Annotated in this window: 24 protein-coding genes; 9 read left to right on the top strand and 15 right to left on the bottom strand. The window is 68.9% G+C overall.

Translation table 11 applies throughout. The annotated features are described in order from the left end of the window. Window positions 1-7 precede the first annotated feature (7 nt). From mdcA to madL, 3 genes are all read right to left on the bottom strand, one after another. Window positions 8-1,654, bottom strand: a complete 1,647-nt coding sequence (gene mdcA, locus H0X90_RS05660) for a malonate decarboxylase subunit alpha (protein WP_077189623.1) — start codon at window positions 1,652-1,654, stop codon at window positions 8-10. Between the two features lie 133 nt (window positions 1,655-1,787). Continuing rightward, window positions 1,788-2,555 (bottom strand): malonate transporter subunit MadM, encoded by a 768-nt coding sequence (gene madM, locus H0X90_RS05655; RefSeq protein WP_034200772.1) that lies wholly within the window; start codon window positions 2,553-2,555, stop codon window positions 1,788-1,790. A gap of 11 nt (window positions 2,556-2,566) precedes the next feature. Continuing rightward, window positions 2,567-2,962 (bottom strand): malonate transporter subunit MadL, encoded by a 396-nt coding sequence (madL, locus tag H0X90_RS05650; RefSeq protein WP_034200773.1) that lies wholly within the window; start codon window positions 2,960-2,962, stop codon window positions 2,567-2,569. A gap of 328 nt (window positions 2,963-3,290) precedes the next feature. On the opposite strand from madL, the gene H0X90_RS05645 reads away from it, so the two are divergent. Then, window positions 3,291-4,139: a LysR substrate-binding domain-containing protein gene (locus H0X90_RS05645; RefSeq protein WP_006497633.1), complete on the top strand. Its 849-nt coding sequence runs from the start codon at window positions 3,291-3,293 to the stop codon at window positions 4,137-4,139. A gap of 161 nt (window positions 4,140-4,300) precedes the next feature. Next, a complete protein-coding gene (locus tag H0X90_RS05640) occupies window positions 4,301-4,582 on the top strand; it encodes a DUF4148 domain-containing protein (protein ID WP_077189622.1) in 282 nt (93 codons plus the stop codon). Between the two features lie 13 nt (window positions 4,583-4,595). On the opposite strand, the gene H0X90_RS05635 is transcribed toward H0X90_RS05640, so the two are convergent. Further along, the gene (locus tag H0X90_RS05635) at window positions 4,596-5,513 is read right to left on the bottom strand and encodes a 3-hydroxyacyl-CoA dehydrogenase NAD-binding domain-containing protein (RefSeq protein ID WP_077189621.1); all 918 of its coding nucleotides are present in this window, start codon (window positions 5,511-5,513) and stop codon (window positions 4,596-4,598) included. A 246-nt stretch (window positions 5,514-5,759) separates the two neighbouring features. On the opposite strand from H0X90_RS05635, the gene H0X90_RS05630 reads away from it, so the two are divergent. Together H0X90_RS05630 and H0X90_RS05625 are read left to right on the top strand one after the other, a co-directional pair. After that, window positions 5,760-6,197, top strand: coding sequence for an Hsp20/alpha crystallin family protein (locus tag H0X90_RS05630; RefSeq protein WP_006485305.1), 438 nt, complete (start codon window positions 5,760-5,762; stop codon window positions 6,195-6,197). A gap of 16 nt (window positions 6,198-6,213) precedes the next feature. Beyond that, window positions 6,214-6,624, top strand: coding sequence for an Hsp20/alpha crystallin family protein (locus tag H0X90_RS05625; protein WP_006485316.1), 411 nt, complete (start codon window positions 6,214-6,216; stop codon window positions 6,622-6,624). 110 nt (window positions 6,625-6,734) lie between these two features. On the opposite strand, the gene H0X90_RS05620 is transcribed toward H0X90_RS05625, so the two are convergent. Beyond that, window positions 6,735-7,037, bottom strand: coding sequence for a zf-TFIIB domain-containing protein (locus H0X90_RS05620; RefSeq protein WP_006485320.1), 303 nt, complete (start codon window positions 7,035-7,037; stop codon window positions 6,735-6,737). 90 nt (window positions 7,038-7,127) lie between these two features. Beyond that, a complete protein-coding gene (locus tag H0X90_RS05615) occupies window positions 7,128-7,883 on the bottom strand; it encodes a TerC family protein (protein WP_006485308.1) in 756 nt (251 codons plus the stop codon). Window positions 7,884-7,993: 110 nt separating this feature from the next. On the opposite strand from H0X90_RS05615, the gene H0X90_RS05610 reads away from it, so the two are divergent. Continuing rightward, on the top strand, window positions 7,994-8,887 hold the full coding sequence (locus H0X90_RS05610; protein ID WP_006497636.1) for a LysR family transcriptional regulator: 894 nt from the start codon (window positions 7,994-7,996) through the stop codon (window positions 8,885-8,887). A gap of 117 nt (window positions 8,888-9,004) precedes the next feature. Beyond that, window positions 9,005-10,189 carry a DUF2242 domain-containing protein gene (locus tag H0X90_RS05605; RefSeq protein ID WP_077189620.1) on the top strand — a complete coding sequence of 395 codons (1,185 nt, stop codon included), beginning with the start codon at window positions 9,005-9,007 and terminating at the stop codon, window positions 10,187-10,189. Between the two features lie 249 nt (window positions 10,190-10,438). Here H0X90_RS05605 and H0X90_RS05600 read toward each other — a convergent pair whose 3' ends face one another. Beyond that, a complete protein-coding gene (locus H0X90_RS05600; protein WP_048989200.1) occupies window positions 10,439-11,359 on the bottom strand; it encodes a pyridoxal-phosphate dependent enzyme in 921 nt (306 codons plus the stop codon). Window positions 11,360-11,519: 160 nt separating this feature from the next. On the opposite strand from H0X90_RS05600, the gene H0X90_RS05595 reads away from it, so the two are divergent. After that, window positions 11,520-12,431, top strand: a complete 912-nt coding sequence (locus H0X90_RS05595) for a LysR family transcriptional regulator (RefSeq protein WP_006481804.1) — start codon at window positions 11,520-11,522, stop codon at window positions 12,429-12,431. A gap of 755 nt (window positions 12,432-13,186) precedes the next feature. Next, the gene (locus tag H0X90_RS05590; RefSeq protein ID WP_006497639.1) at window positions 13,187-14,392 is read left to right on the top strand and encodes an MFS transporter; all 1,206 of its coding nucleotides are present in this window, start codon (window positions 13,187-13,189) and stop codon (window positions 14,390-14,392) included. Window positions 14,393-14,498: 106 nt separating this feature from the next. Here the strand turns inward: H0X90_RS05590 and H0X90_RS05585 are convergent, their stop codons facing one another. Genes H0X90_RS05585 through H0X90_RS05575 form a run of 3 tightly spaced genes read right to left on the bottom strand, consistent with a single transcriptional unit; the run spans window position 14,499 to window position 18,158 of the window. Further along, entirely contained in the window at window positions 14,499-15,521 is a 1,023-nt protein-coding gene (locus tag H0X90_RS05585; RefSeq protein ID WP_006481821.1) for a histone deacetylase family protein, read from the bottom strand. A gap of 23 nt (window positions 15,522-15,544) precedes the next feature. Next, window positions 15,545-16,816, bottom strand: a complete 1,272-nt coding sequence (locus H0X90_RS05580; protein WP_077189662.1) for a Zn-dependent hydrolase — start codon at window positions 16,814-16,816, stop codon at window positions 15,545-15,547. A gap of 31 nt (window positions 16,817-16,847) precedes the next feature. Next, window positions 16,848-18,158 carry an MFS transporter gene (locus H0X90_RS05575; RefSeq protein ID WP_006481843.1) on the bottom strand — a complete coding sequence of 437 codons (1,311 nt, stop codon included), beginning with the start codon at window positions 18,156-18,158 and terminating at the stop codon, window positions 16,848-16,850. Between the two features lie 190 nt (window positions 18,159-18,348). On the opposite strand from H0X90_RS05575, the gene H0X90_RS05570 reads away from it, so the two are divergent. After that, window positions 18,349-19,305 carry a LysR family transcriptional regulator gene (locus H0X90_RS05570; protein WP_006481805.1) on the top strand — a complete coding sequence of 319 codons (957 nt, stop codon included), beginning with the start codon at window positions 18,349-18,351 and terminating at the stop codon, window positions 19,303-19,305. Between the two features lie 58 nt (window positions 19,306-19,363). Here the strand turns inward: H0X90_RS05570 and H0X90_RS05565 are convergent, their stop codons facing one another. The 5 genes from H0X90_RS05565 to speB form a co-directional block, all read right to left on the bottom strand. Further along, window positions 19,364-20,434 carry a porin gene (locus H0X90_RS05565; protein ID WP_077189619.1) on the bottom strand — a complete coding sequence of 357 codons (1,071 nt, stop codon included), beginning with the start codon at window positions 20,432-20,434 and terminating at the stop codon, window positions 19,364-19,366. Between the two features lie 157 nt (window positions 20,435-20,591). Beyond that, on the bottom strand, window positions 20,592-22,022 hold the full coding sequence (locus H0X90_RS05560) for a cytosine permease (RefSeq protein WP_006497643.1): 1,431 nt from the start codon (window positions 22,020-22,022) through the stop codon (window positions 20,592-20,594). Beyond that, the gene (locus H0X90_RS05555; protein ID WP_227739766.1) at window positions 21,986-22,423 is read right to left on the bottom strand and encodes a hypothetical protein; all 438 of its coding nucleotides are present in this window, start codon (window positions 22,421-22,423) and stop codon (window positions 21,986-21,988) included. The genes H0X90_RS05560 and H0X90_RS05555 overlap by 37 nt, the downstream gene beginning before the upstream one ends. Before the next feature lie 103 nt (window positions 22,424-22,526). Beyond that, complete coding sequence (locus H0X90_RS05550) at window positions 22,527-22,991, bottom strand: GNAT family N-acetyltransferase (protein ID WP_077189618.1); 465 nt, start codon at window positions 22,989-22,991, stop codon at window positions 22,527-22,529. Next, window positions 22,984-23,952: an agmatinase gene (speB, locus tag H0X90_RS05545; RefSeq protein ID WP_006481752.1), complete on the bottom strand. Its 969-nt coding sequence runs from the start codon at window positions 23,950-23,952 to the stop codon at window positions 22,984-22,986. Before speB ends, H0X90_RS05550 begins: the two co-directional genes overlap by 8 nt. Between the last annotated feature and the right edge of the window lie 80 nt (window positions 23,953-24,032).

Genomic DNA, 24,032 nt, shown 5'->3' with positions numbered 1-24,032 from the left:
CTCTTCCTCACCAGTTGCGGAACCGGGCCGGCGGCGCATAGAGCCCGCCCGACCAGTGCACCAGATCCTTGATCGACCGCGCGGCGAGCCAGCGGCGGTCGGCGTCGAGCGGATCGATGCCGAGATCCTCCGGGCGGCGGATCACGCCGCGCTCGCGCAGCCGCTCGACCATCTTCCGGTCGCGGCCGCGGCCGACGTCGGTATAGCCGGCGACGCCGCGGATCGCGTGCTCGCGTTCGTCCTTGTCGCGGCACATCAGCAGGTTCGCGATCCCTTCCTCGGTGACGATGTGCGTGACGTCGTCGCCATAGACCATGATCGGCGCGAGGTCGAGCTGCAGCTTGTCCGCGAGCTTCAGCGCGTCGAGCTTCTCGACGAACATCGGCACGTTCTTGTCGCCGAACGTCTCGCCGATCTGCACGACCAGCTTGCGGCCGCGCCGCAGCGCCGCCGGCGTGTCGGGGTCGGCTTCCGCGCCGGCCTTCAGCCACGGCTCGCTCGGATGGCGCCGGCCGCGCGCGTCGCTGCCCATGTTCGGCGCGCCGCCGAAGCCGGCGATCCGCTCGGCCGTGACCGTCGACGAGTGGCCGGACAGGTCGATCTGCAGCGTCGAGCCGATGAACATGTCGCACGCATAGAGGCCGGCCGTCTGGCAGAACGCGCGGTTCGAGCGCAGCGACCCGTCGGGGCCCGTGAACCACACGTCGGAGCGCGCGCGGATGTAGTCGTCCATCCCGACCTCGGAGCCGAAGCAGTGGATCTGCTCGACCCAGCCCGATTCGATCGCGGGAATCAGCGTCGGATGCGGGTTGAGCGCCCAGTGCGTGCAGACCTTGCCCTTCAGCCCGAGCTTTTCGCCGTAGGTCGGCAGCAGCAGCTCGATCGCGGCCGTGTTGAAGCCGATCCCGTGGTTCAGGCGCCTGATCCCGTACGGCTCGTAGATGCCCTTGATCGCGAGCATCGCGGTGAGGATCTGCGTTTCGGTGATCGCGGCCGGATCGCGCGTGAACAGCGGCTCGACGTAGAACGGCCGGCCGGCCTCGACGACGAAATGCACGCGATCGCCCGGGATGTCGACGCGCGGCACCTTGTCGACGATGCGGTCGACCTGCGCGATCACGATGCCGTCCTTGAAGGCGGTGGCCTCGACGACGGTCGGCGTGTCCTCGGTGTTCGGGCCGGTGTACAGGTTGCCGTCGCGATCGGCGCTCACGGCGGCGATCAACGCGACCTGCGGCGTGAGGTCGATGAAGTAGCGGGCGAACAGTTCGAGATAGGTATGCACCGCGCCGAGCGCGATCTTGCCGCCGAACAGCAGCTTCGCGATGCGTTGCGACTGCGGGCCCGAATACGCGAAGTCGAGCCGCTTCGCGATGCCGCGCTCGAACACGTCGAGATGCTCGGGCAGCACGACGCCCGACTGCACCATGTGCAGGTCGTGGATCTTCGCGCTGTCGACGTCGGCGAGCGCCGTCGCGAGCAGGTCGGCCTGCTTCTGGTTGTCGCCTTCGAGGCACACGCGGTCGCCGGGCCGCAGCACCGCTTCGAGCAGCGCGACGGTGTCGCGCGCATCGACCCGCTTGCCTTGCGCGTAAGCCGCGCCGGCCGCGAGGCGTGCATCGCGCGCCTGCCGCGCGTGATTCCATCCCGTCATGAACAGTTCTCCGCTTCGAGGGTTCAGCGGCATTCTAAGCCTGGCGCCGCTGTCGATTGATGAAGTTGCAGAATGCGACTCAGAGGACGCCGCGATGGATGGGCGGCCCGCACGCGGGCCGCGTCGCATCGCCCTACCCGCCGACCAGCGCGCGCGTCGTGAAGAACAGCAGCGACGGCCCGAGCAGGCAGCCGATGCCGGTATGGAACGTGGCGACCAGCGCGCCGTACGGGACGAGCCGGCGATCCGTCGCGGCAAGGCCCGCGCTCACACCGCTGACGGTGCCGGCCAGCCCGCCGAAGATCATCGCGGAGCGCGGCGTCTTCAGGCCCATGAAGTTGGCCGCGACCGGCGTGCCGACCATCACGATGATCGCCTTCACGAGCCCGGTCGCGATGCTGAGCGCGATCACGTCGGAACTCGCGCCGATCGCCGCGCCGGTGACGGGCCCGACGATGTAGGTGACGGCGCCCGCGCCGATCGTCGTCATGCTGACCGCGTCGGTGTAGCCGAATGCGCGCGCGATGCAGGCGCCGACGATGAACGGCAGCACGGTGCCGAGCAGCAGCGACACGACGCCGACGAGCCCGGCCTTGCGCGCCTCGGTCGGCTGCACTTCGAACGCGGTCGCGACGATCGCGAAATCGCGCAGCATCGCGCCGCCCATCAGGCCGATGCCGGCGAACAGCTTGACGTCGGCCAGCCCCTTCTCGCCGCCGGTAAATGCGCCGCCGACGTAGGCGAGCACGAGACCGATGACGATCGCGATCGCCGAGCCGTGCACGCGGCCGAACGTGAGCTTGCGCGACGCGATCGACGACAGCCACATGATCAGGCCGACCAGCGCGAACGACGCGACGAGCCCGTTGTGGGCGACGACTTTTTCGAGCATCTGCAGCATGGCGGCCTCCGTCACTGTTCTTCGAATTGCGGCACGCCCGAGAAGGCCGTGTCGTCGCGCCCCATGCGCACGAGTACCGCGATGCAGCAGGCGCAGATCGCGACCGCGCCGACGGCGGCCAGCAGCGCGACCGGGCCGCCCTTCAACGCGGCGACGACGTTCTGGTTCGCGGCCATCGCGACGACGACCGGGATGTACATCGCGCCCCAGAAACCGACGCCGGCCTCGGTCTCCTTCGGCAGCCAGCCGCGCCGGTGCAGCCACAAGCGCAGGCAGATCAGCAGCAGCATCGCGATGCCGACGCCGCCGACGTTGGTCTTCACGCCGATCGCGCTGCCGAGCAGGTCGCCGAGGAACAGTCCGGCCAGGTGGCAGAACGCCAGCAGCGCGGTTCCGTAGATGATCATGAGTCGTCTCCAGTCTCTTCGTGACGGGCGCCTGACGCGTGCGGGAGTCAGGCCCGCACGCCGATCCCGGGCGGACTGTCTGTCTCCTGCGGCAGGGCGCCGCGGCCCGGCGGCTCGTCGTGCGAGCACGTTCTCGGGGTCGATGGGATGATGCGGTTTCGGGCCGGACGCCGGATGGCTTAGACTGACCGAAGCAGCCGGCGGCGCGACACGGGCTACGCGCCCGGCGCCCTCGTTCGCGGAGGCCGCACTGGCGCGTGATCCGATACTAGCGCCGCAAAATCCGGCCATTTATGAAGTTGTCGAAACCGATTCAGTGGATTTAGCAATGCGTCCGTTACCGCCCGAGCTGCTGCGCAGTTTCGTCGCCGTCGCCCAGTCCGGCAGCTTCACCGCCGCGTCCGAGCGCGTGAACCTGTCGCAATCGACCGTCAGCCAGCATATCCGCCGCCTCGAGGAGCTGCTCGACCGGCCGCTGTTCGAGCGCGACACGCGCAACGTGCACCTGTCGCAGCACGGCGACGCGCTGTTCCGCTACGCGGTGCGCATCCTCGAACTGATGGACGAGGCCGTCACGTCGGTATGCGGGCCGCCGCTGTCGGGCAAGGTGCGGCTCGCGATGTCGGAGGATTTCGCGTCGGCGCACCTGACGGCCGCGCTCGCGAGCTTCGTGCAGCGCAACCCGGACGTCGAGCTCGCGATCTCGACCGGGCTGTCGGGCGACCTGTTCGACGCGCTCGACGAAGGCCGGCACGATCTCGTGTTCGCGAAACGCATCGCCGGCAGCCGGCGCGGCCGCGTGATCCGCAGCGAACCGCTGTACTGGTGCACCGGCCCCGATTCGCGGATCACCGGCCACGAGGCCGTGCTGCCGCTCGCGATGCATCCGGAGCCGAGCGTGTCGCGCCGCCGCGTGCTCGAATCGCTCGAGGCCGTCGGGCGACCGTACCGGATCGCCGTCGTGAGCAGCAGCATCGCGGTATTGCGGGCGGCCGCGAGCGCGGGGCTCGGCGTCAGCGCGTTCGCCGGCTACGTGATCCCGGCCGGGCTCGCGCGGCTCGAGGCGGGGCTGCCGGAACTCGGCGAACTCGAATACGTGATCGACCGCCCGGCGGCCGCGTCGCGTTCGACGCTCGCGCTCGAAGCCACGCTGATCACCGCGGCGGCCGAGTTGTAGCGGCGCCGCGCGCACCGCACGGGTGCGCCCGCCGCACCTGACAGCTTTGCCCGGAACGCGTCATCGTCCGCGCAGCACCCGCTCGCGACAATGGGCTCCATCGGAACGCACGGTATCGCGCCGCGCGCCACCGGTACCCGTCCCCTTGATCGGAGCCCGCCATGAAGAACGTCCTGCGATTCGCCGTCGCGACCGCTGCAGCCGCGCTGCTGTCCCCCGCCTTTGCCCAGACCGATGCGGCGGCCCCCACACCGGGCCTGACGCGCGCGGAAGTCATCGACCAGCTCAAGCAGGCCTATCTCGACGGCGAACTGCCGACGAACGACGGCAACTACCCGCCGAACGCCGCGACCCGCGCGCGCAACCGCGAACTCGTGCAGGCCACGAACCCCGGCTGGCTGGCGCAGACACCGCCCGCTCCGCAATCGACGTCGCAGCAATAGCCGGCGCGCCGGATCAGGGCAGGAAGCTGCGGCGCCGCGCGTCGATCAGTTCGACGAGCAACCGGTCGCGCTCCGTCGCCAGTTCCTGCATCGAGCGCTCGCCCTGGATCGCGCGCAGCTCGTCGTTCAGCTTGCGATCGACCTCCGGATCGAACGACGGCGCGCCGAGGTCGTCCCACCAGCTCGTGATCGGCCCCGACAGGTGTTCGAGGAAGTGCGCGATCCCGCCCGCGCCGCCGCCGAGGTGATAGGTCAGGCACTGCCCCATCAGCCCCCAGCGCAGGCCGGGGCCCCACGCGACCGCCTTGTCCGCATCGGCGACGCTCACGACGCCTTCGCCGACGAGGTGATACACCTCGCGGAACAACGCGGCCGCGAGCCGGTTCGCGACGTGGCCCGTCATCTCCTTGTTGAGGACGATGGTCTGCTTGCCGAGCGCATCGTAGAACTGCTTCACGCGCGCGATCACGTCCTGGCCGGTCGCATCGCCGCCGACCAGCTCGACGAGCGGGATCAGATGCGGCGGATTGAACGGATGCGCGATCAGGCAGCGTTCCGGATGCTTCGCGCACGCGGTCTGGATGTCGGACATCTTCAGGCCCGACGAGCTCGACGCGATCGGCACGTGCGCGGGCAGCACGTCGTCCATCTGGCGATAGAGCGCACGCTTCAGGTCGAGTCGCTCGGGGCCGTTCTCCTGCACGAAGTCGACGCCGTCGAGCGCCCGCACGAGATCGGCGTCGAACGACAGCCGCGCGGCAAGTTCGGCGGCCCGCTCGCCGAGGAACGCGGCCAGCGCGTCGCGCAGCCGCGCGTCGGCTTGCGGCGCCGGGTCGGTCACGACGACGTCGAAACCCTGCGTCAGGTAGAAAGCGGTCCAGCTCGCGCCAATCACGCCGGCGCCGACGATCGCGATACGTCGAATGTCCATGGTTGTCCCGTGTCGTTGGTCTGCAGATATGCCGCAGCGATTGTCGCATCGAATCCCGCTCACCTGCGTCGACGCCGATTGCGGATGCCCTCTTGAAATGCGCGACGGCGGCCACTAATTAAGCGTCGTCGGGCAGTGCCGACTACCACGCACCGCCCCCGTATCGACCCAGTGGAGCCACCCGTCGCGCCCGCCGCAGGCGTCGCGCCGTCACGTCTCCCGCGTTCCCTGTTCAGGAGGACCAACATGAGCGGTATCCATTTCGGCCACGATCTGTTCGACGAATTCGCCCGCGTGCAGCGGCAGATGGCGAGCCTGCTCGGCGAACGCCCGTCCGGCATCCGCGCGGTGCGTCCCGGCGCGTTTCCCGCGCTCAACGTCGGCGCCACCGACGACGCGATCGAGATCGTCGCGTTCGCGCCCGGCATGGCCGCGGCCGACTTCGACGTGTCGATCGACAAGGATCTGCTGACGATCAGCGGCGAACGCAAGCCGGCGCCGCGCGAAGGCGACGACGTGCGCACGTATGCGCAGGAGCGCTTTCACGGCGCGTTCCGCCGTGTGGTCGAACTGCCGCGCGACGCGGACCCCGACCAGGTCAGCGCCCGCTATGAAAACGGCTGCCTGCTGATTCGCGTCGGCCGGCGCGAAGCGGCGAAGCCGCGCGCGATCACCATTCAGTAATCTTCAGGATATCGACATGAACACGAACCCGACCCTGGCCGAACGCCAAACCGACACCGTTCACCCCGCGGCTGCCGAAGCCGCGCGCCGGCCCGCGATCATCCCGTCCGTCGACATCGTCGAGGATCAACGCGGCGTCACGCTGCGCGCCGACCTGCCGGGCGTGCCGCGCGAGAATCTCGACGTGAAGGTGCACGACACGACGCTGACGATCGAAGCCACGACGCACATCGACACACCGGCCGACCTGCGCGTGCGACATGCGGAAGTGCGCGCGACGCGCTATGCGCGATCCTTCGTGCTGAGCGCCGACCTCGACACGTCGCGGATCGACGCGAACCTGCGCGACGGCGTGCTGACGCTGACGATCCCGCGCCGCGAGCAAACGCGTCCGCGCCGCATCGACGTGACGGCCGGCAACGCGTAAGTGCCGATGCGCGCCCTGACGCGACGCGCATGAAAAAGCCCCGTCCGGCGCGCTGCCGGCGGGGCTTTCTTGTATCGGGCCGCACGCGTTCACGCGCGCGGACGCCCGCTTCAATCGAAATCGAACAGGTCGAACACCGACTTCTTGCGACGCCGGCCGTCATGCCGGTCACGCTCGTCGTACGAACGACCATCGCGCCCCCAGCCATCGTCACGGCCGCGCTGCGCATGCGTATCGTGTTGTGCGGGCGCGGCGTCGCGACGTACCGGCGCGTCGCCGGTTTCCCGGGCGATCAGCTTGTCGAGTTCGCCGCGATCGAGCCACACGCCGCGGCAGGTCGGACAGTAGTCGATCTCGATCGACTGGCGCTCGGCCATCAGCAGGTCGGGCGTCTTGCAGACAGGACATTTCATCGCGCTTCTCCTTTCCGTGCGAATTTCATCCGGATTCCGTATGAGGCGCGCGAACCGGCCGCCGCAGCGGCCGGCGTCACGCGCGCCGGCTCAGTCGCGTGCCGCGTGCGCCGCCCGCTTCGCCTTCGCGCGCCGCGCCAGCATGTTCATGCCCTCGACGAACGCCGAGAACGCCATCGCCGCATAGATGTAGCCCTTCGGCACGTGCGACCCGAACCCTTCGGCGATCAGCGTCATGCCGATCACGACCAGGAACGACAGCGCGAGCATCACGATCGTCGGGTTGCGGTCGATGAAGCGCGCGAGCGGCTGCGCGGCGAACAGCATCACGGTCACGGCGACGATCACGGCGACGAACATGATCGGAACGTGCTCGGTCATGCCGATCGCGGTCACGATGCTGTCGATCGAGAACACGATGTCGAGCATCACGATCTGGCCGATCGCGGCCCACACCGTCAGGCCGGCCGCGCCGGCCGCCCCGCCCGCGGCGTCGCCGTCGTGCGACACGTGGTGATGGATTTCGGTGGTCGCCTTCCACACGAGGAACAGGCCGCCCGACAGCAGGATCATGTCGCGCCACGAGAACGCATGGTCGAACAGCGTGAACACGGGTTCGGTCAGGCTCGCGATCCACGCGACGCTGCCCAGCAGCGCCAGGCGCATCACCAGCGCGAGCCCGATGCCGAGGCGCTGCGTGCGTGCGCGCTGCGCTTCGGGCAGCTTGTTGCTGAGGATCGAGATGAAGATCAGGTTGTCGATGCCGAGCACGACTTCCATCACGACGAGCGTCAGGAGCGCGGCCCAGACGGCGGGGTCGGTGGCAAGCGTCAGCAGGTAGTCCATGGGAGGGCCGATACGAAAGTGGAAAGCCTGATGATATGCCGCCCCACACTTCGAAAAAATCAGAGAGAATCTGATTTCAGGTTCGGTTTTTTCGATATGTCCCCACTGCGATGCTGAATTTTCGACATCTGTACTATTTCTGGGTCGTCGTGAAGGAAGGCGGCTTCGCACGCGCCGCCGCCCGGCTGGACATGGCCGTGCAGACGATCAGCGCGCAGGTGCGCGAGCTGGAGAAATCGCTCGGGCACCAGTTGTTGCGCCCGGCCGGGCGCGGCGTGGCGATGACCGACGCCGGGCAGGCCGCGTTCGCGCGCGCGGAAGTCATCTTCGAGATGGGCCGGCTGATTCCCGACGACGTGCGCGCGGCGGCCAGCCAGCCGACCGTGCGGCTCGCGGTCGGCCTCGCGGACGGCATCTCCAAGCTCGCCGCGCACGCGCTCCTGGCCCCGGTGCTCGATACGCCGACGCTGCGGCTGCTGTGCCACGAGGGCGAGCACGACGCGCTGCTCGCGGAGCTCGCGCTGCATCATCTGGATCTCGTGCTGGCCGGCCAGGGCGCGCCGTCCGGGTCGAACCTGCGCGTGACGAGCGAGCGGCTCGTGGCGTCGCCAGTCGACTGGTACGGGCCCGCGGCACTCGTCACGCCGGCCGCGCGGCAGCGCTTTCCGCAGTGCCTCGCCGAGCTGCCCGTGCTGCTGCCGACCGCGCATTCCGCGTTGCGCGCGCGCCTCGACGGGTGGCTGGAAAGCGAGCGGATCGTGCCGCGCGTGGCCGGCGAGTTCGAGGACAGCGCGCTGATGGCCGTGTTCGCGGCGCGCGGCCTCGGCGTGTTTGCGCTGAGCGAACTCGGCGCGAACGATGCGTCGCTGCTGCGCGGGCTCAGGCGGCTCGGGCGCGCGGGCGACGTGACCGAGGAGATCCACGCGATCCGCTCCCGGCGCGGCGAACACCATCCGCTGACGGCGCAATTGCTGGCCGCGGCACGCGGCGCGCCGGCCGGCTGAAGCGAGCGCGACATCAAACGAAACTATAATGTCGCCCCGGCCATACGAGATGTGCACGCGCGCGCCATCCAGGCACCGCCCTTGCGCCGCCTCTCGCCGAGCCTTCTGAAAGACGCCATGCACAACCGATTTCGCCTGTTTTCCGTTTCGTGCGCGCTCGCGGCCGCGACCGTGCTGGCGGCATGCTCGTCGCCGCCCAAGCCGATCTACCAGCAGGAACAGTTCGACGCGACGAGCAGCCCGTATGCGCATACGTTCCACTCGAAATCCGACGCGGCCTGCGAGGCCGCGCGGCGCGCGCTGCTGAGCCAGGGCTACGTGGTGTCGTCGTCGCGCAACGACGCGGTCGACGGCAGCAAGAATTTCCAGCCGAGCAACGACATGCACGTCGTGATCGAGTTTCACGTCGTGTGCGCGGACGCGAACGCGGACGGCTCGTCGAGCATCGCGTACGTGAACGCGGTGCAGGACCGCTACACGCTGAAGAAGTCGAATACGTCGGCCAGCGTCGGCCTCAGCGTGTTCGGCTCGCTGTCGCTGCCGATCGGCTCGAGCGACGATGCGCTCGTCAAGACCGCCAGCGAGACGATTCCCGCCGGCGTGTTCTACGAGCGGTTCTTCAATCTCGTCGAGCATTTCCTGAAGATCGACCCGGCGCGGCGCGACCGCGCGACCGTGAAGGCCGCCGAGAAGGAGCCCGTCGCGCCGCTGCCCGAACCCGCGCCGACGCCGCAAGGCGAACCGATGAAAATGACGACGCCGGTCGTGCCGACGCCGCCCGCGGCGCCGGTGCCGCTTTCGGTGCCGGGTGTCACGCCCGGGTCGGGCGCGAATGCCGTGCCGGCCGCGGCATCGGCCGTCGCGGTGCCGGCGGCGATGCGCGCTGCCGCGCCGGCGGCGTCCGGGCCGGTGCCGGCGCCTGCGGCGGCTTCCGCACCTGCGCCGGCTTCGGCTACGGGCTCGGCGCCTGTATCGGCTCCGGCTCCCGCGTCGGCTGCGGCACCGGCTTCGGCGCCCGTGCCGCCTTCGGGTCCGGCCACCGCGCCGGCACCCTCGTCGACCTCCGGCTCGACGGCCGCGCCGGTTTCCGCGCCCGCGTCTGCTGCGGGTCCGGCCGCACGGCCAGCCACCGCCACTCCGTCATCCACTGCGTCCGCGCCTTCGTCGGCGGCATCGGCACCCGCCTCCGCGTCCGCACCGGCACCGGCACCGGCACCATCGAGCGCATCGCCTGCGCCGGCTGCCGCCAACCCGGTCGCATCGTCCACACCGTCCGGCGCGAGCGCACCCGCCGCGAACTGACTACGCGCCCCAACCGTCGCGCCTGCCCATAGGCGGCGGAGCGCGCCGGTACGTCCCCGCCGCATCCTTCCCGGAAGTCGTTCCCGCCTATCCAGCCGTGCGCAGGCCGACACGTGGCCGCGCGAGATTGACGGGCACGCAACGTCGACGCGTCGCGGTTGACCACGCGCGCCCAAACCCGCAGCCACCAAACGCGAAATCTCGGGCGACCCGCCGTCTCGCGACTGCATTGCTTGCCGGCGCCCTCACCTACCGCAACGTCGCGCGCAGCGTCTGCAGATGCTCGACGGTCGCGGTCACGCCGCCGCAGACGATCACGGCGAGGTCGGACGCCGACGCAAGCACCGGCACCGGCCGCTCCAGCGCGGCCAACGCCGCGCCGCACGCGGGCTCGACGACGATCCGGTGTTCATCGACAAACCGCAGCGACGCGGCCACCGCGTCGGCATCGGACACGACGACCGGATGGATCGCGTGACGCGTCGCCCATTCGACCGCCGCGTCACACGGCCGCTTCGCGCCCAACGACGTCGCGATGCTCGCGATGGCCGGCAATTCGACTGGACGCCCCTGCGCGACCGAGCGCGCATAGCAGTCGGCACCTGCCGTTTCAGCCGCGACGACGGGCACGTCGTGCCAGCCGTTGCGCACCAGCCCTTCCAGCACGCCGCACAGCAGACCGCCGCCGCCGACCGCGAGCACGATCGCGTCGGGCTTCGGGCCGACGGCCGCCATCTCGTCGATCATCGTCGCGTGCCCCTGCCACAGCACGCGGTCGTCGAACGGATGCACGAACGCGTCGTGCTCGTCGAGCGTCGACTGCGCGAACGCATTCGCCTCGGCCCAGCTTGCCCCGTGCACGACGAGTTCCGCGCCTTCGACGCGGATCAGCTCGCGCGCCCGGGCCGACGCGCTTTCCGGTACGACGACGCGCACCGGCACGCCGAGCTCGCGGCCGCAATACGCGACCGCGATGCCCGCGTTCCCGCCCGACGACGACACGAACCGCCGGGCGCCATCTGCATGACGCGCCTCGCAGACGGCGCCGATGCCGCGCAGCTTGAACGAGCCCGACGGCTGCAACGCATCGAGCTTCAGCCGGATGGTTTTGCCGAGCCGGCGGGACGCGATGTGCGAACGGATATAGGGGGTCGGGATATGAAGCGGCATGGGACGGAACGCAGTGGGAAAGAAGGAAACGCATGCGGCGCGCGACGAAGCGCGGGAGCAACGAAGGTCATCGTACGGCAGGCCGGTCATGCTTTCCAATACCATCGAATGGCGTCTGCTATGCTTCACAGGCATATCTACCCGACCGCACCGACACCACATGCGCCAGATCGAACTGCGTCACCTGCGCTACTTCGTCGCCGTCGCCCAAGCCGGCAGCGTGATGGCCGGCGCCCGCGCGGCCGGCATCGTGCAGCCCGCGCTGTCGCGGCAGATCCGCGAGCTCGAGGATGCGATCGGCACGCCGCTGCTGATCCGTCGCGCGACCGGCGTCACGCTCACGGCGGCCGGCACGAGCTTCCTGCAGGATGCGACCGGCCTGCTCGCCATGCTGCAGGACAGCCGCGAACGTGCGTTGCGCAGCGCGGCCGGCCAGCTCGGCGAACTGCGGCTCGGCGCGCTGCCGAACTGCCTGCCGTTGCCGATCGTCGCGAACGTCCTCAAGACGTTTCGCGATGCGTGCCCGGACGTGAAACTGTCGATCGCGCCGATGCTGTCGGCCGAACAGGCGAGCGCGCTGATGCGCGGTCAGCTCGACGCCGGGATCATGGCGTGGCGTCGCGAGGAAGCGCCGCACCTGACGGGTGTGCGGCTGCTGAGCGACCGCTTCGTGCTCGCGATGCCCGCGCCGCCGGGCGGCCGCTTCGTCGCGCCGCGCACGCTGGCCGATGTCGCCGACGCCCCGTTCGTGTGGTTCGATGCGCAGCGCTCCGCCGCGCACCACCGGTTCCTGATGACGCAGTGCCAGCAGGCCGGCTTCACGCCGCGCATCGCGCAGGTCGGCAGCGACATCCCGACGCTGATCGGCCTCGTCGCGGCCGGCATGGGCTGCGCGTTCGTGCCGGAAAGCGCGTCGCCGACCTGCCCGCGCACGGTCCGGCTCGTCGCGCTCGACGAGCTTGCGAGCCGCTTCGACATCGAGTTCGTGTTCGACGGCGCGGCGGCGGCGCCGTCGCCCGTCGTCGCGCGGTTTCTCGCGGCGGTCCGCGATGCGGCCGGCGAACCGGGCTGAACGCGGGCCGGACGCAGCGGCGCAGAGTCGGTCGATGCGCGACTGGCGCCGCCAAACGCGACGTACGGAAAATCCGCTCCGCGATCTCGTCGGTTTCGATGCTTTTGCACACGGAATGACACCGCCGTGTCATCGAAGAATCTTTCAGAACACCGACAGCCGACGCGACGACATCGCAATCTTCAAATTGACACCAAAAACGGCCGTTTAACACCGGTTCGAATCGTCATGGCCCGAAATATACTGCGCGCGCATCCAACCCTCGTGCCAAAGAGAGGATGCGTTTCCGCCCCGGCCATGGTCCCCCTGTGGTCGGGGCTTTTTTGTCGATGCGCGTTGTAGCGAAGCGTTTCCGGCCATTTCGCGACGCGGGCTGCACGCCATCCTCTATCTCGAAGCCATGCGTGCCGACCACGCAGCCGCATGTCGCCGCCCCAGCCGCCGGACGCCTTCCCGAGCGTCGCGCAGGCCAACTCGCCCGGCGACGACGAAGCGCCCGAGCCACCGCTGCCTGTCCGGAAATCGCGGTCTCATGCTTGACGAAGATCTTTCGAAAAATCCCCGCCGTTCGCCTGTCCCGCCGAAGCCCCGCTCACGCGTCACGCCACGCGCATCGCGCCGCCGCTGCATTGTTGACATGAAATCAAGATAATTTCGTCCGGATGCGGCTTTTTCCGCAAAAGTAATGCAGGCACACTTCGCGCTGTCCTCAATGGCTTCGTGCCGTTGTTCCCCGCTTACAAGGAGCCCACTGCGTGAACACCACGACTTCCTCTCCGTCCCGCCCCGGCGGCAGCGCCACGCTGCCGCTGCTGGCGCTCGCCGCCGGCGCGTTCGGCATCGGCACGACCGAGTTCTCGCCGATGGGCCTGCTGCCCGTGATCGCCGACGGCGTGCACGTATCGATTCCGCAAGCCGGCATGCTGATCAGCGCGTATGCGATCGGCGTGATGGTCGGCGCGCCGCTGATGACGCTGCTGCTCGCGCGCTGGTCGCGCCGCTCCGCGCTGATCGCGCTGATGTCGATCTTCACGATCGGCAACCTGCTGTCGGCCGTCGCACCGGACTACACGACGCTGCTGCTCGCCCGCCTCGTGACGAGCCTCAACCACGGCGCGTTCTTCGGGCTCGGCTCGGTGGTCGCGGCAAGCCTCGTGCCGCGCGAAAAGCAGGCCAGCGCGGTCGCGACGATGTTCATGGGCCTGACGATCGCGAACGTCGGCGGCGTGCCGGCCGCGACCTGGCTCGGCCAGATCATCGGCTGGCGCATGTCGTTCGCGGCGACTGCCGGCCTTGGCCTGATCGCGATCGCCGGCCTGTTCGCCGCGCTGCCGAAGGGCGAAGCCGGCAAGATGCCCGACCTGCGTGCCGAGCTGTCCGTGCTGACGCGCCCGGTCGTGCTCGGCGCGCTCGGGACGACGGTGCTCGGCGCCGGCGCGATGTTCACGCTCTATACGTACGTCGCACCGACGCTCGAACACCTGACGGGCGCGACGCCCGGCTTCGTGACCGCGATGCTGGTGCTGATCGGCGTCGGCTTCTCGATCGGCAACATCGCGGGCGGCCGTCTGGCCGACCGCTCGCTCGACGGCACGCTGATCGGCTTCCTGTTGCTGCTGATCGCGACGATGGCCGCGTTCCCGCTGCTCGCCACCACCCATGCGGGCGCCGGCGTCACGCTGCTGGTCTGGGGGATCGCGACGTTCGCGGTCGTGCCGCCGCTGCAGATGCGCGTGATGCGTGCGGCCCACGAAGCGCCGGGCCTCGCGTCGGCCGTCAACATCGGCGCGTTCAACCTCGGCAACGCGGTCGGCGCCGCCGCCGGCGGGGCGGCGATCTCGGCCGGGTTCGGCTACGCGGCGGTGCCGCTCGTCGGCGCGCTGATCGCCGCCGCCGGGCTCGCACTCGTGATGCTGCAGGTCACGCAGCGCCGCCGCTCGCCGGCCGCCGCGAATTCATAAGGGCACGCAACGCCCGGACTGCCCGGGCTCGTTCCGCATGCATTTTTACGGCCGCGCAATGCGGCCGTTGTCATTTTCAGCGTGCAATCCGGTTCCGACGGTTCAGTCAGCGCCCCGCGGCAAACCCGCCGAAAAACGCGCGCGCGTTCGCGTCGAGACTCGCGAGGTGATAACCGCCCTCCTGCACGATCACCGTCGGCAACCCGAGCGCGCCGATCGCACCGCCGAGCCGTCCGAACCCGTCGGTCGTGACCGCTACCTGCGACTGCGGGTCGTCCTTGTAGATGTCGAAGCCGAGCGCGAGCACGAGCGCATCGGGCTGGAACCGGTCGAGCGCGCGCAGCGCGTCGTCGAGCCGCTCGAAGAACGCCGACTCGGGCGCGCCGTGCGGCATCGGCAGGTTGAGGTTGAAGCCGTCGCCGGCGCCCGCCCCCGTCTCTTCCTCGTAACCGGCGACGACCGGGTAGAAGTTGGTCGGGTCGCCGTGGATCGACACGTACAGCACATCGTCGCGGCCGTAGAAAATCTCCTGCACGCCCTGCCCGTGATGCATGTCGGTATCGAGGATCGCGACGCGGCGATGGCGGCCGAGCAGCGCCTGCGCGGCAATCGCCGCGTTGTTCAGGTAGCAGAAGCCGCCCGCCGCGTCGCGGCGCGCATGATGGCCGGGCGGCCGGCACAGCGCATAGGCTTCGCGGGCGCCGTCGTTGACGTCGGCCGCGGCCGCCAGCGCGCCCTGCGCGGACCAGTACGCCGCGCGCCACGTGTTCGCGCCCACCGGGCAACTGCCGTCGGCGAGATAACGCGCGGCTTTCGCGAGCACGCCGCGCAGCGGGTTCGGATCGCGCACGAACACGTTCGACATCACTTCGTCGCCCCAGTCGTCGGGCATCTGCTTCCAGTCGCGGTGCGCGTCCTCGAGAAAGCGCAGGTAGTTCATGTCGTGCACGGCCGCGATCGGCGCGGTGCCGCGGTCGGCCGGCTCGCGCACGTCGAAGTCGAGCGACCGGACGGCCGCGACGAGCCGCGCCGCGCGCTCGGGCACTTCCTGCGGTTCGCGCATCTGGCCGCGCGACAGGTAGCTGCGCGGATGGTGCAGCAGTTGTTCGGGATGGAAATAGGTTTTCATGGGATCCTCGTCGATTCGCCGGATCAGGCGCCGTGCGCGGCAGCCGCCGCGTCGACGCGCGCCGCGATGCCGGCCCGCGCCAGCACCGCATGGAGCAGCACGTTCGTGCCGCGCGTCACGTCGTCGGGCAACGCATCCTCGGCTTCGTTGTGCGACAGGCCGTCGACGCACGGAATGAACACCATCGCGGCCGGGAAGCGGCGTGCGAGCAGGATCGCGTCGTGGCCGGCGCCGCTCACGATCCGTTCGTGCGTGTAGCCGAATGCGGCGGCCGCCTGCGCGACCAGCCCGACGCAAGCGCGGTCGAACGGCGTCGCCGGGCTGCGCCAGCAGGTCTCGACCGCCACCTGCACGCCGCGCGCGGCGGCGACGCGTGCGCAGGCGTCGCGCAGGTCGCGCTCCATCGCATCGACTTCCGCATCGTCGTGATGACGCAGGTCGACCGTGAACGTCAGGTCGCCGGCAATCGTGTTGCGCGACGCATTGCGGATGCCGACCTGGCCGATCGTCGCGAGCCCGCGCGGCGCATAAGCGGCGACGATCCGTTCGAGTTCGAGCGCGATCTGCGCGCTCGCGAAATACGCGTCCTTGCGATACGGCATCGGCGTCGTGCCCGCGTGCGCGGCCACGCCCGTCACCGTCACGTCGAGCCAGCGGATCGCCTGGCCGCCCGTGACGATGCCGATCGTCGTGCCGTTCGCCTCGAGCACGGGGCCCTGTTCGATATGCGCCTCGAAATACGCGTCGACCGCACCGCCCGTCGCACGCGTGCCGCGATAGCCGCACGCGTCGAGCGCCGCGCCGAGCGTGACGCCGTCGGCGTCCTGCTTCGCGAGCGCGTCGTCGAGCGGCAACGCGCCCGTGAACACCGCCGAACCGAGCATCGCGGGCGCGAAGCGCGCCCCTTCCTCGTTGGTCCACGACACGATCTCGAGCGGCTTGTCGGTCCCGATGCCGGCGTCGTTCAGCGTGCGCACGAGTTCGAGCGCGGCGAGCACGCCATAGACGCCGTCGAAGCGGCCGCCTTCGGGCTGCGTGTCGAGATGGCTGCCGATCAGCACCGGCGCGGCGTGCGCATCGGCGCCGTCACGCCGGGCGAACAGGTTGCCGACCGTGTCGACGCTCACCGTCATCCCCGCGTCGCGGCACCATTGCGCGAACAGGTCGCGCCCGCGCCGGTCGTCATCGGTGAGGGCGAGACGCCGCACGCCGCCGCGCGGCGTCGCGCCGACGCGCGCCATGTCGGCCAGGCTCTGCCACAGGCGGGCGCCGTCGATTTCCAGCAGATCGTTCATATGCATTCCGGATCAATTCGTTCGTTGAGGGTCAATGCGAGCCGAGCGCTTCGGCGGCAGCCGGCTGCGCGGCGCGGCGCGCATCGAGCGCGACGATGCAGAGCAGCGAAATGCCGGCGAGACACGTGTAGAACACCGCGAGCGGCCACCACTGGCCCGCGAAGCGATGCGCGAGCCACGTGCCGACGAGCGGCGTCAGGCCACCCGCGATCGCGCCGCAAATCTGATAGGCGAGCGAGATCGCCGAATAACGCACGTGCGCGGGAAACACGTCGCTGACGAAGCCCGCGATCACCGAATAGAAGCCCGCCATGCACACCACGGCGAGCGCGATGCCGGCGACCAGCGACGCGGACGTGCCGCCCTGCACGAGCATGAACATCGGATACGGCGACAGCATCGCGAGCAGCGCCGCGAGCTTGAGGAAGCGCGCGCCGCCGATACGCTCGGCGATCCAGGCCGCGAGCGGCTGCGCGAAGAACTGGATGATCGCGACCGCGAACAGGCTGTCGAGGATCAGCGAACGCGAGACGCCGACGTACTGCGTCGTGTACGCGATCATGAACGTGTTCGTGAAATAGACGCCCGCGATGCCGATCGTGTTCGCGCCGATGCAGAGCAGCACGAGCCCCGACGCGGAACGGAACACTTCCGCGACCGGCAGCTTCACCGTGCGGTTGGCTTCCTTCACCCGCGCGAATTCCGGCGACTCGTTCACGCCGAGCCGGATCAGGATGCCGACCACGAGCAGCACCGAACTCGCGAGAAACGGCAGGCGCCAGCCCCATGCGAGGAAATCGGCCTTGTCCATCGACGTGACCGCGCGGAACGCGATCAACGACAGGATCAACCCGGCCGGACTGCCGAGCTGCGCGAACGACGCGAAAAACGTGCGGCGCCCCTGCGGCGCATGCTCGCCCGCCATCAGCACCGCGCCGCCCCATTCGCCGCCGACCGCGATCCCCTGCACGACGCGCAGCGCGACGAGCAACACCGGCGCGAGGATGCCGACCTTCGAATAATCGGGCAGCAGCCCGACGCACACGGTCGCGACGCCCATCATCATCAGCGTCGTCATCAGCGCCTTCTTGCGGCCGATGCGGTCGCCGAGATGGCCGAAGATCACGCCGCCGAGCGGACGCGCGAAGAAACCGACCGCGAACGTCGCGAACGACGCCATCGTGCTGACGAAGCGGTCATGCGACGGGAAATACAGTTCGCCGAACACGAGCGCGGCGGCGGTCGCGTAGATGTAGAAGTCGTACCACTCGATCATCGTGCCGATGAACGCGGCCGTCGCGGCGCGTCCCGGCTGGCGGGCGGAAGGAAGGGACTGGGTCATGCGGGCTCCTGACGCGCGCCGCGGCGGGGCGGCGCGCAATATCGTGATGACGGCCGTCTGTCGCGGCCTCGCGCCGCACGCTGCGGCGCCCCTCCTTTATCGGTGACCGCAAATCATTAGTCAAATTTCAAGTTATTATTCGCCGTATAAATTCAACTAATGCCCTACCCGCCGCCCGTCCGGAGACCCGATGCGCCCCGACCTCGCCCCGTTCCTGAACGACCGTCTCGACTGGAACCTGCTGCGCACTTACCTGGTGATCATGCAGGAGCGCAGCGTGAGCCGCGCGGCCGCCCGCCTGCACGTCACGCAGCCGGCCGTGAGCCAGGCGTTGCGGCGGCTCGAGGAGACGCTCGAGCGCCGGCTGATCGAGCGGCGCGGCGCGCACTTCGCGCCGACGCCGGCGGGCGAGGCCGTGTACCGGATCGCGAGCGACATCTACGGCGGCATCTCGCGCCTCGAAACCGAAATCGACGACAGCACGGCCGATCTGACCGGTTCGATCCGGCTGCTGACCGTGAGCCGCATCGAATCGCCCGTCTACGACGAGTTCCTCGCGGATTTCCATCGCGCGTATCCGCGTATCGACCTGCAGATCGAGGTGATGCGTTCGTCGGACATCCTGTCGTCGCTGCTGCAGAAGACGGCCACGGCCGGGCTCGGCCTGTGCCGCACGCCGCACGACAAGCTGGAAATGCGCTGCTTCCTGCGCCAGCGCTATGCGATCTACTGCGGCCGCCATCACCGGTTGTTCGGGCAGACACAGTTACGGATGGACGACCTGCTCGCGGAAAATTTCGTGTCGTTCACGAGCGACCAGATCGGCGACAGCCTGTCGCCACTCACCGTGTTCCGCGACCAGAAGGGTTTCACGGGGCGCATCGTCGCGTCGTCGCCGAGCCTGGAGGAAGTGCGGCGGCTGATCTTCGCGGGCTACGGGATCGGCTGCCTGCCCGAGCACATCGTGCGCGACGACATCGCGCAGCAACGGCTGTGGCGGCTGCCGCCCGACGACGGGCTCGTCGACGTCGACGTGTTCCTGCTGTGGCATCGCGACCGCAAGATGAATGCGGCCGAGCACGCGTTTCTCGACGCGATGGAGCGCTGCATGCAGCGCTACTCGCTCGCGGAGCGGCTCGGCAAATGACGGCGCGGGTGCGCCCGGTGCACGCGCCGGGCACACGCGGCCCGGCGCGTTGCGTGCGTCAGAAGCGATGCACGATGCCGAGCTGCACGCCGCGCGCATTCGCGCCCGGGTACGCGAGCGGCAGGCCGGGGTTCGCCGCACCGGCGAGCGTGTAGCCGGCCTGGTTGCGGTTGCGCAGGTACGACAGCGCGCCGTAGAAGCTCGTGCGCTTCGACAGGTCGTATTCGTACATCAGCCCGAGCTGGTCCGCATGATTGCCTTGCGACGACTGGTCGTGCAGGTACGCATAACCGAGCGCGATGATGTTGGCAGGATTGAACTGATACTTGACCGACACTCCGTATACGCGCGAATCGATCCCGAGGTCGGCCCGCTTCACCGCGGAAAAACCGCCATACACGGTGGCCTTGCCGATCGCGTACGACGCGCCGGCCATGATCGTGCGATCGGTCGTGGTGGCCGCGGCGTTCTTCAACCACTGCCCCGCGACGAATGCGCCGAACGGGCCGTGTTCGTAGGTCAGGTCGAACTGCCGGCTGGAGCCGGCCGAGCGCACGCCGCCCGCCTCGCCGAACCCGACGTACAGCCCGCCCTGGAAACCGGCGATCTCCGGGCTCTGGTACGACAGCGTATTGCTCGTGCGGAAGGCGAACACGGTCAGGTTGTCCATGCCGGACGCCTGCGTGACGCCGCCGAACGCATCCTGCCCGCCCTGGTCGTTGAACAGCGGCGAGTTCTGCCGGCCCGCGCGCACCTTACCCCACTGCCCCGCGATGCCGACCCACGCCTGCCGGTTGAACATCGTGCCGGCACTCGCGAGCGAGCCGTCGTTCGGGTTGAAGCCGTTTTCCAGCGCGAACTCGATCTTCTGCCCGCCGCCGATATCCTCGCCGCCCTTCAAGCCGAACCGGCTGCCCCACTGCCCGCCCGAGTCGATCGCCGCCGTATAGCCGGTGCCCGTATTCACGACCTGCGCGAATTCGTCGATCACGCCATACAGCGTGACGCCATCCTGCGCGAGCGCAGCGCCCGAACCGGCGAGGCAGGCGACCGCCACCGTGAAGCGAAGACCGGCGTGCGCCGGCCGCGCGCGGCAACCGCTGCCGTGCGCTTCGTTTTTCTTAGTCATACTATTCAATAGATCGAGATTGAAACGATGCCGGACGCGGCGTGCAGGCCGCTCCGGTATCGCGGGATACGGAATCGTGTTGACGGAGCCGGCGCAGGCCGCGCCCGGCTCGGCGCTCAGGCCGGCGGCTTGCCGGCCCGATGCGCGAGACGTGTGGTCAGTGGTGAACTTCGCCGCGTTCGAGCGGCAGGATCAGGCGTTCCGGAATGCTGCGTCGCGACGCGCGGGCACCGACGTAATACAGCACGGCCGGCACGACGAGGCCGAGAATCCACGAGATGTCGGTGCCGCCGAGCGCGTCGACGAGCGGCCCGGTGTAGATGTGCGTCGACATGAACGGCAGTTGCACCAGGATGCCGACCACGTAGATCGTGATGGCCATCACGTTCCAGCGGCCATAGCGGCCGTCCGGATCGGACAGCGCCGGCACGTCGTAGCGCGAACGCGTGAAGCAGTAATAATCGACCAGGTTGATCGCGCTCCACGGCGTGAAGAACGCGAGCAGGAACAGGATGAACGCGGTGAATTCCTTCAGGAACGAATGACGGCCCGCGAGTGCGATCAGCGTCGACACGCAGATCATCCCGAAGATGTACACGAGGCGGCTCTTCGACGATACCGCGCCCTTGCCGCGAAAGCCGCTGACGATCGTCGCCATCGACATGAAGCTGCCGTACGCGTTGAGCGCCGTCACCGTCACCTTGCCGAACGCGATGCTGAAATACAGGAGCGCGGCCACGGCGCCCGTCGAACCCAGGCCGACGATGTACGACACCTCATGGTGCGCGAACTGGCTGCCGGCCAACGCGGCCGCGAACACGCCGAACACCATCGCCGCCTGTGCGCCGATCACCGAGCCGAGGCCGACCGCGACAAACGTCGCGACCGACGACGTCGAGCGCGGCAGGTAGCGCGAATAGTCGGCCACGTACGGGCCGAACGCGATCTGCCACGACGCGGACAGCGACATCGCGAGCAGGAAGCTCGCCAGCGAGAAATGCCGGTTCGCGAGCAGCGCGCCGATGTCGTGGTTCGCGAACAACTGCGCGAACATGTAGACGAACGCGACGATGCCGATCACGCTCGCGATCCGGCCGACGAAATGGATCGCGCGATAGCCGAACACGGTCAGCACGACGATCACGGCAGCGAACAGCAGGATGCCGGCCGCGTCGTCGACGTGCAGCAGTTGCGCGACGGCCTGCCCGGCCAGCACCGAGCCGCTGGCGGAAAAGCCGATGTACATCAGGCACACCAGCACGATCGGGATCATCGCGCCGTACACGCCGAACTGCACGCGGCTCGAGATCATCTGCGGCAACCCGAGCTGCGGCCCCTGCGCGCCGTGCAGCGCCATCACCGCGCCGCCGACGAACTGGCCGAGCAGCAGCGCGACCAGCGACCAGAACACGTCGCCGCCGAGCACGACCGCGAGCGCGCCCGTGACGATGGCCGTGATCTGCATGTTGGCCGACAGCCACAGCGTGAACTGGCTCAGCAGGCCGCCGTGGCGCTCGGCGTCGGGAATGAAGTCGATCGAGCGTACCTCGATCAGTCCGCCGGCTTTTCCACTGGAATTCGTTGACACGGGTCAATCTCCAAAATACTCAGGACCACATATGGTTTGAACGGGACAGGAAGCTGCGAGCCGCTCTTTCGGCTCTGCGGGTGCGGGGCGCCGTGGATCGCCGGCATGCGCCACGCACGCACGGTCTGCACGCTGGCGCGCAACCGGCACGACGCGTGCCGACATTGCCAGCGGATGATCTTGTATATACAACTTGCGAGATATCGGTGATTACCCGGTATCGATCGACTTTCGAAATTGTCCGAGCAATCGCGGTACACCCGCGCAGTATTGCCGCAAGCCGGATGTCGGAAAAATGAAAGCCCGATCGGCGAAAGTCGCCGATCGGGCGTAGACGTCATGGCGTCGGCGGAGGGAGCCCGGCCGGTATGCGCGGCCTCGATGTCGACACGCAGCGTCACGACGTCGCGTCGTCGGCGCGTATGCTGCAATGCCGCGCGTGCGTGGTCTGGCCAGGCAGTCGTCCGGACCGGGCAGACGCCGAGATCCGAACCACACATGCGATCAACCGCGCTGCCCGACCTGAAACGTGAGAATCTCGTCCCCCGCGTCGTCCAGTTCCCCGGTCGGTATCCAGCCGAGATGGCGATAAAACCCGTACGAACGCGATGCGGGATCGGTCGAGCAGCCGAGAAACAGCGACGTGAAGCCGTTCGCCGCGAAATCGTCGATCACGCGCCGCAGCAGCCGCTTGCCGATCCCCGCTCCTTCATACTCGGGCAGCATCGCGAGCACGACGATCTCGCCGGAACCGGTGTCGCCGAAGCAGTAGCCGACCATGCGTCCGCGCACGCAGCAGACATGGCCCGAGAACAGGCCGTCGCGGATACCGTCGTCCCAGCTTTCGACGGTGATGCCGAGCGCGCGCAACTGCGCTTCGGTGAACGCGTTCTCGCGCGTGCGCGCCCGCAGCGCGATGCATTCGGCCGCGTCGCCGGGAACGGCCTTGCGCCAGGTGAGGTCATCCATCGATCGACGCTTCCTTTTTCTGCCGCCGGCGCGACGCATACAGGCAGATCAGTTCCAGCGCGATCGTCGCACCGGCCAGCGACGTGATTTCCGCATGATCGTACGGCGGCGACACTTCGACCACGTCCATGCCGACCAGGTTGATGCCGTCGAGGTGGCGCAGGATCTCGAACGCCTGATGGCTCGACAGGCCGCCCGAGACCGGCGTCCCGGTGCCCGGCGCGAACGCCGGATCGAGACAGTCGATATCGAACGTCAGGTACACCGGGTGATCGCCGACGCGCTCGCGAATGCGCGCGGCGACCGCGGCGGGCGTCGACCCATGCACGTGGCGCGCATCCTGGATGTCGAAGCCCATCGGATCGTCGTTGGTCGTGCGAATGCCGATCTGGGCGGATCGTTCGGGCACGACCCACCCTTCCCGCGCCGCGTGATAGAACATCGTCCCGTGATCGATGCGCTTCACGTCGCGGTCGGGCCACGTATCGGTGTGCGCGTCGAAATGCACGAGCGACAGCGGCCCGTGCACCTTCGCATGCGCCTTGAGCAGCGGATACGTGATGAAGTGATCGCCGCCGAGCGTCAGCATCGCGCAGCCGCGCGCGAGGATCGCATCGGCATGCCGCTCGATCGCGCCCGGCACCGCTTCGGGCTGCCCGAGATCGAACGCGCAATCGCCGTAGTCGACCGCGGCCAGCACATCGAACGGATCGAACGACCACGGCCACGGGCGCTCCCACGCGATGCCCGTCGACGCGATCCGCAACCCGCGCGGGCCGAACCGCGTGCCGGGCCGGTGCGAGGCGGCGGAATCGAACGGCACGCCGGTGATCGCGAGGTCGACGCCGTCGAGATCACGGCTGAAACGCCGGCGCATGAAGCTCGTCGCGCCCGCGAAACTGGGTTCGGCCTGGGTGCCGTAGAGGCTGTCGCGCGTGAACGCGAAATCGTTCTGGCTCATCGTCGGATTCCTGTCTGAAGAGGACACGGTCGCACGGCCGGCGACCTCGTGCCCGATTCTGCCGCCGCCGCACGCAACGA

This window comes from Burkholderia sp. 9775_39 (assembly GCF_015712225.1).
Taxonomy (GTDB): domain Bacteria; phylum Pseudomonadota; class Gammaproteobacteria; order Burkholderiales; family Burkholderiaceae; genus Burkholderia; species Burkholderia cenocepacia.
Note: the sequence above shows the minus strand (reverse complement) of the source record. Positions and strands in the feature narration are given on the sequence as shown.

Excerpts from the sequence above, each read along its gene's own strand:
- mdcA (WP_077189623.1), bottom strand. The coding sequence starts at position 1,654 with ATGACGGGATGGAATCACGCGCGGCAGGCGCGCGATGCACGCCTCGCG.
- madM (WP_034200772.1), bottom strand. The coding sequence starts at position 2,555 with ATGCTGCAGATGCTCGAAAAAGTCGTCGCCCACAACGGGCTCGTCGCG.
- madL (WP_034200773.1), bottom strand. The coding sequence starts at position 2,962 with ATGATCATCTACGGAACCGCGCTGCTGGCGTTCTGCCACCTGGCCGGA.
- H0X90_RS05645 (WP_006497633.1), top strand. The coding sequence starts at position 3,291 with ATGCGTCCGTTACCGCCCGAGCTGCTGCGCAGTTTCGTCGCCGTCGCC.
- H0X90_RS05640 (WP_077189622.1), top strand. The coding sequence starts at position 4,301 with ATGAAGAACGTCCTGCGATTCGCCGTCGCGACCGCTGCAGCCGCGCTG.
- H0X90_RS05635 (WP_077189621.1), bottom strand. The coding sequence starts at position 5,513 with ATGGACATTCGACGTATCGCGATCGTCGGCGCCGGCGTGATTGGCGCG.
- H0X90_RS05630 (WP_006485305.1), top strand. The coding sequence starts at position 5,760 with ATGAGCGGTATCCATTTCGGCCACGATCTGTTCGACGAATTCGCCCGC.
- H0X90_RS05625 (WP_006485316.1), top strand. The coding sequence starts at position 6,214 with ATGAACACGAACCCGACCCTGGCCGAACGCCAAACCGACACCGTTCAC.
- H0X90_RS05620 (WP_006485320.1), bottom strand. The coding sequence starts at position 7,037 with ATGAAATGTCCTGTCTGCAAGACGCCCGACCTGCTGATGGCCGAGCGC.
- H0X90_RS05615 (WP_006485308.1), bottom strand. The coding sequence starts at position 7,883 with ATGGACTACCTGCTGACGCTTGCCACCGACCCCGCCGTCTGGGCCGCG.
- H0X90_RS05610 (WP_006497636.1), top strand. The coding sequence starts at position 7,994 with ATGCTGAATTTTCGACATCTGTACTATTTCTGGGTCGTCGTGAAGGAA.
- H0X90_RS05605 (WP_077189620.1), top strand. The coding sequence starts at position 9,005 with ATGCACAACCGATTTCGCCTGTTTTCCGTTTCGTGCGCGCTCGCGGCC.
- H0X90_RS05600 (WP_048989200.1), bottom strand. The coding sequence starts at position 11,359 with ATGCCGCTTCATATCCCGACCCCCTATATCCGTTCGCACATCGCGTCC.
- H0X90_RS05595 (WP_006481804.1), top strand. The coding sequence starts at position 11,520 with ATGCGCCAGATCGAACTGCGTCACCTGCGCTACTTCGTCGCCGTCGCC.
- H0X90_RS05585 (WP_006481821.1), bottom strand. The coding sequence starts at position 15,521 with ATGAAAACCTATTTCCATCCCGAACAACTGCTGCACCATCCGCGCAGC.
- H0X90_RS05580 (WP_077189662.1), bottom strand. The coding sequence starts at position 16,816 with ATGAACGATCTGCTGGAAATCGACGGCGCCCGCCTGTGGCAGAGCCTG.
- H0X90_RS05575 (WP_006481843.1), bottom strand. The coding sequence starts at position 18,158 with ATGACCCAGTCCCTTCCTTCCGCCCGCCAGCCGGGACGCGCCGCGACG.
- H0X90_RS05570 (WP_006481805.1), top strand. The coding sequence starts at position 18,349 with ATGCGCCCCGACCTCGCCCCGTTCCTGAACGACCGTCTCGACTGGAAC.
- H0X90_RS05565 (WP_077189619.1), bottom strand. The coding sequence starts at position 20,434 with ATGACTAAGAAAAACGAAGCGCACGGCAGCGGTTGCCGCGCGCGGCCG.
- H0X90_RS05550 (WP_077189618.1), bottom strand. The coding sequence starts at position 22,991 with ATGGATGACCTCACCTGGCGCAAGGCCGTTCCCGGCGACGCGGCCGAA.
- speB (WP_006481752.1), bottom strand. The coding sequence starts at position 23,952 with ATGAGCCAGAACGATTTCGCGTTCACGCGCGACAGCCTCTACGGCACC.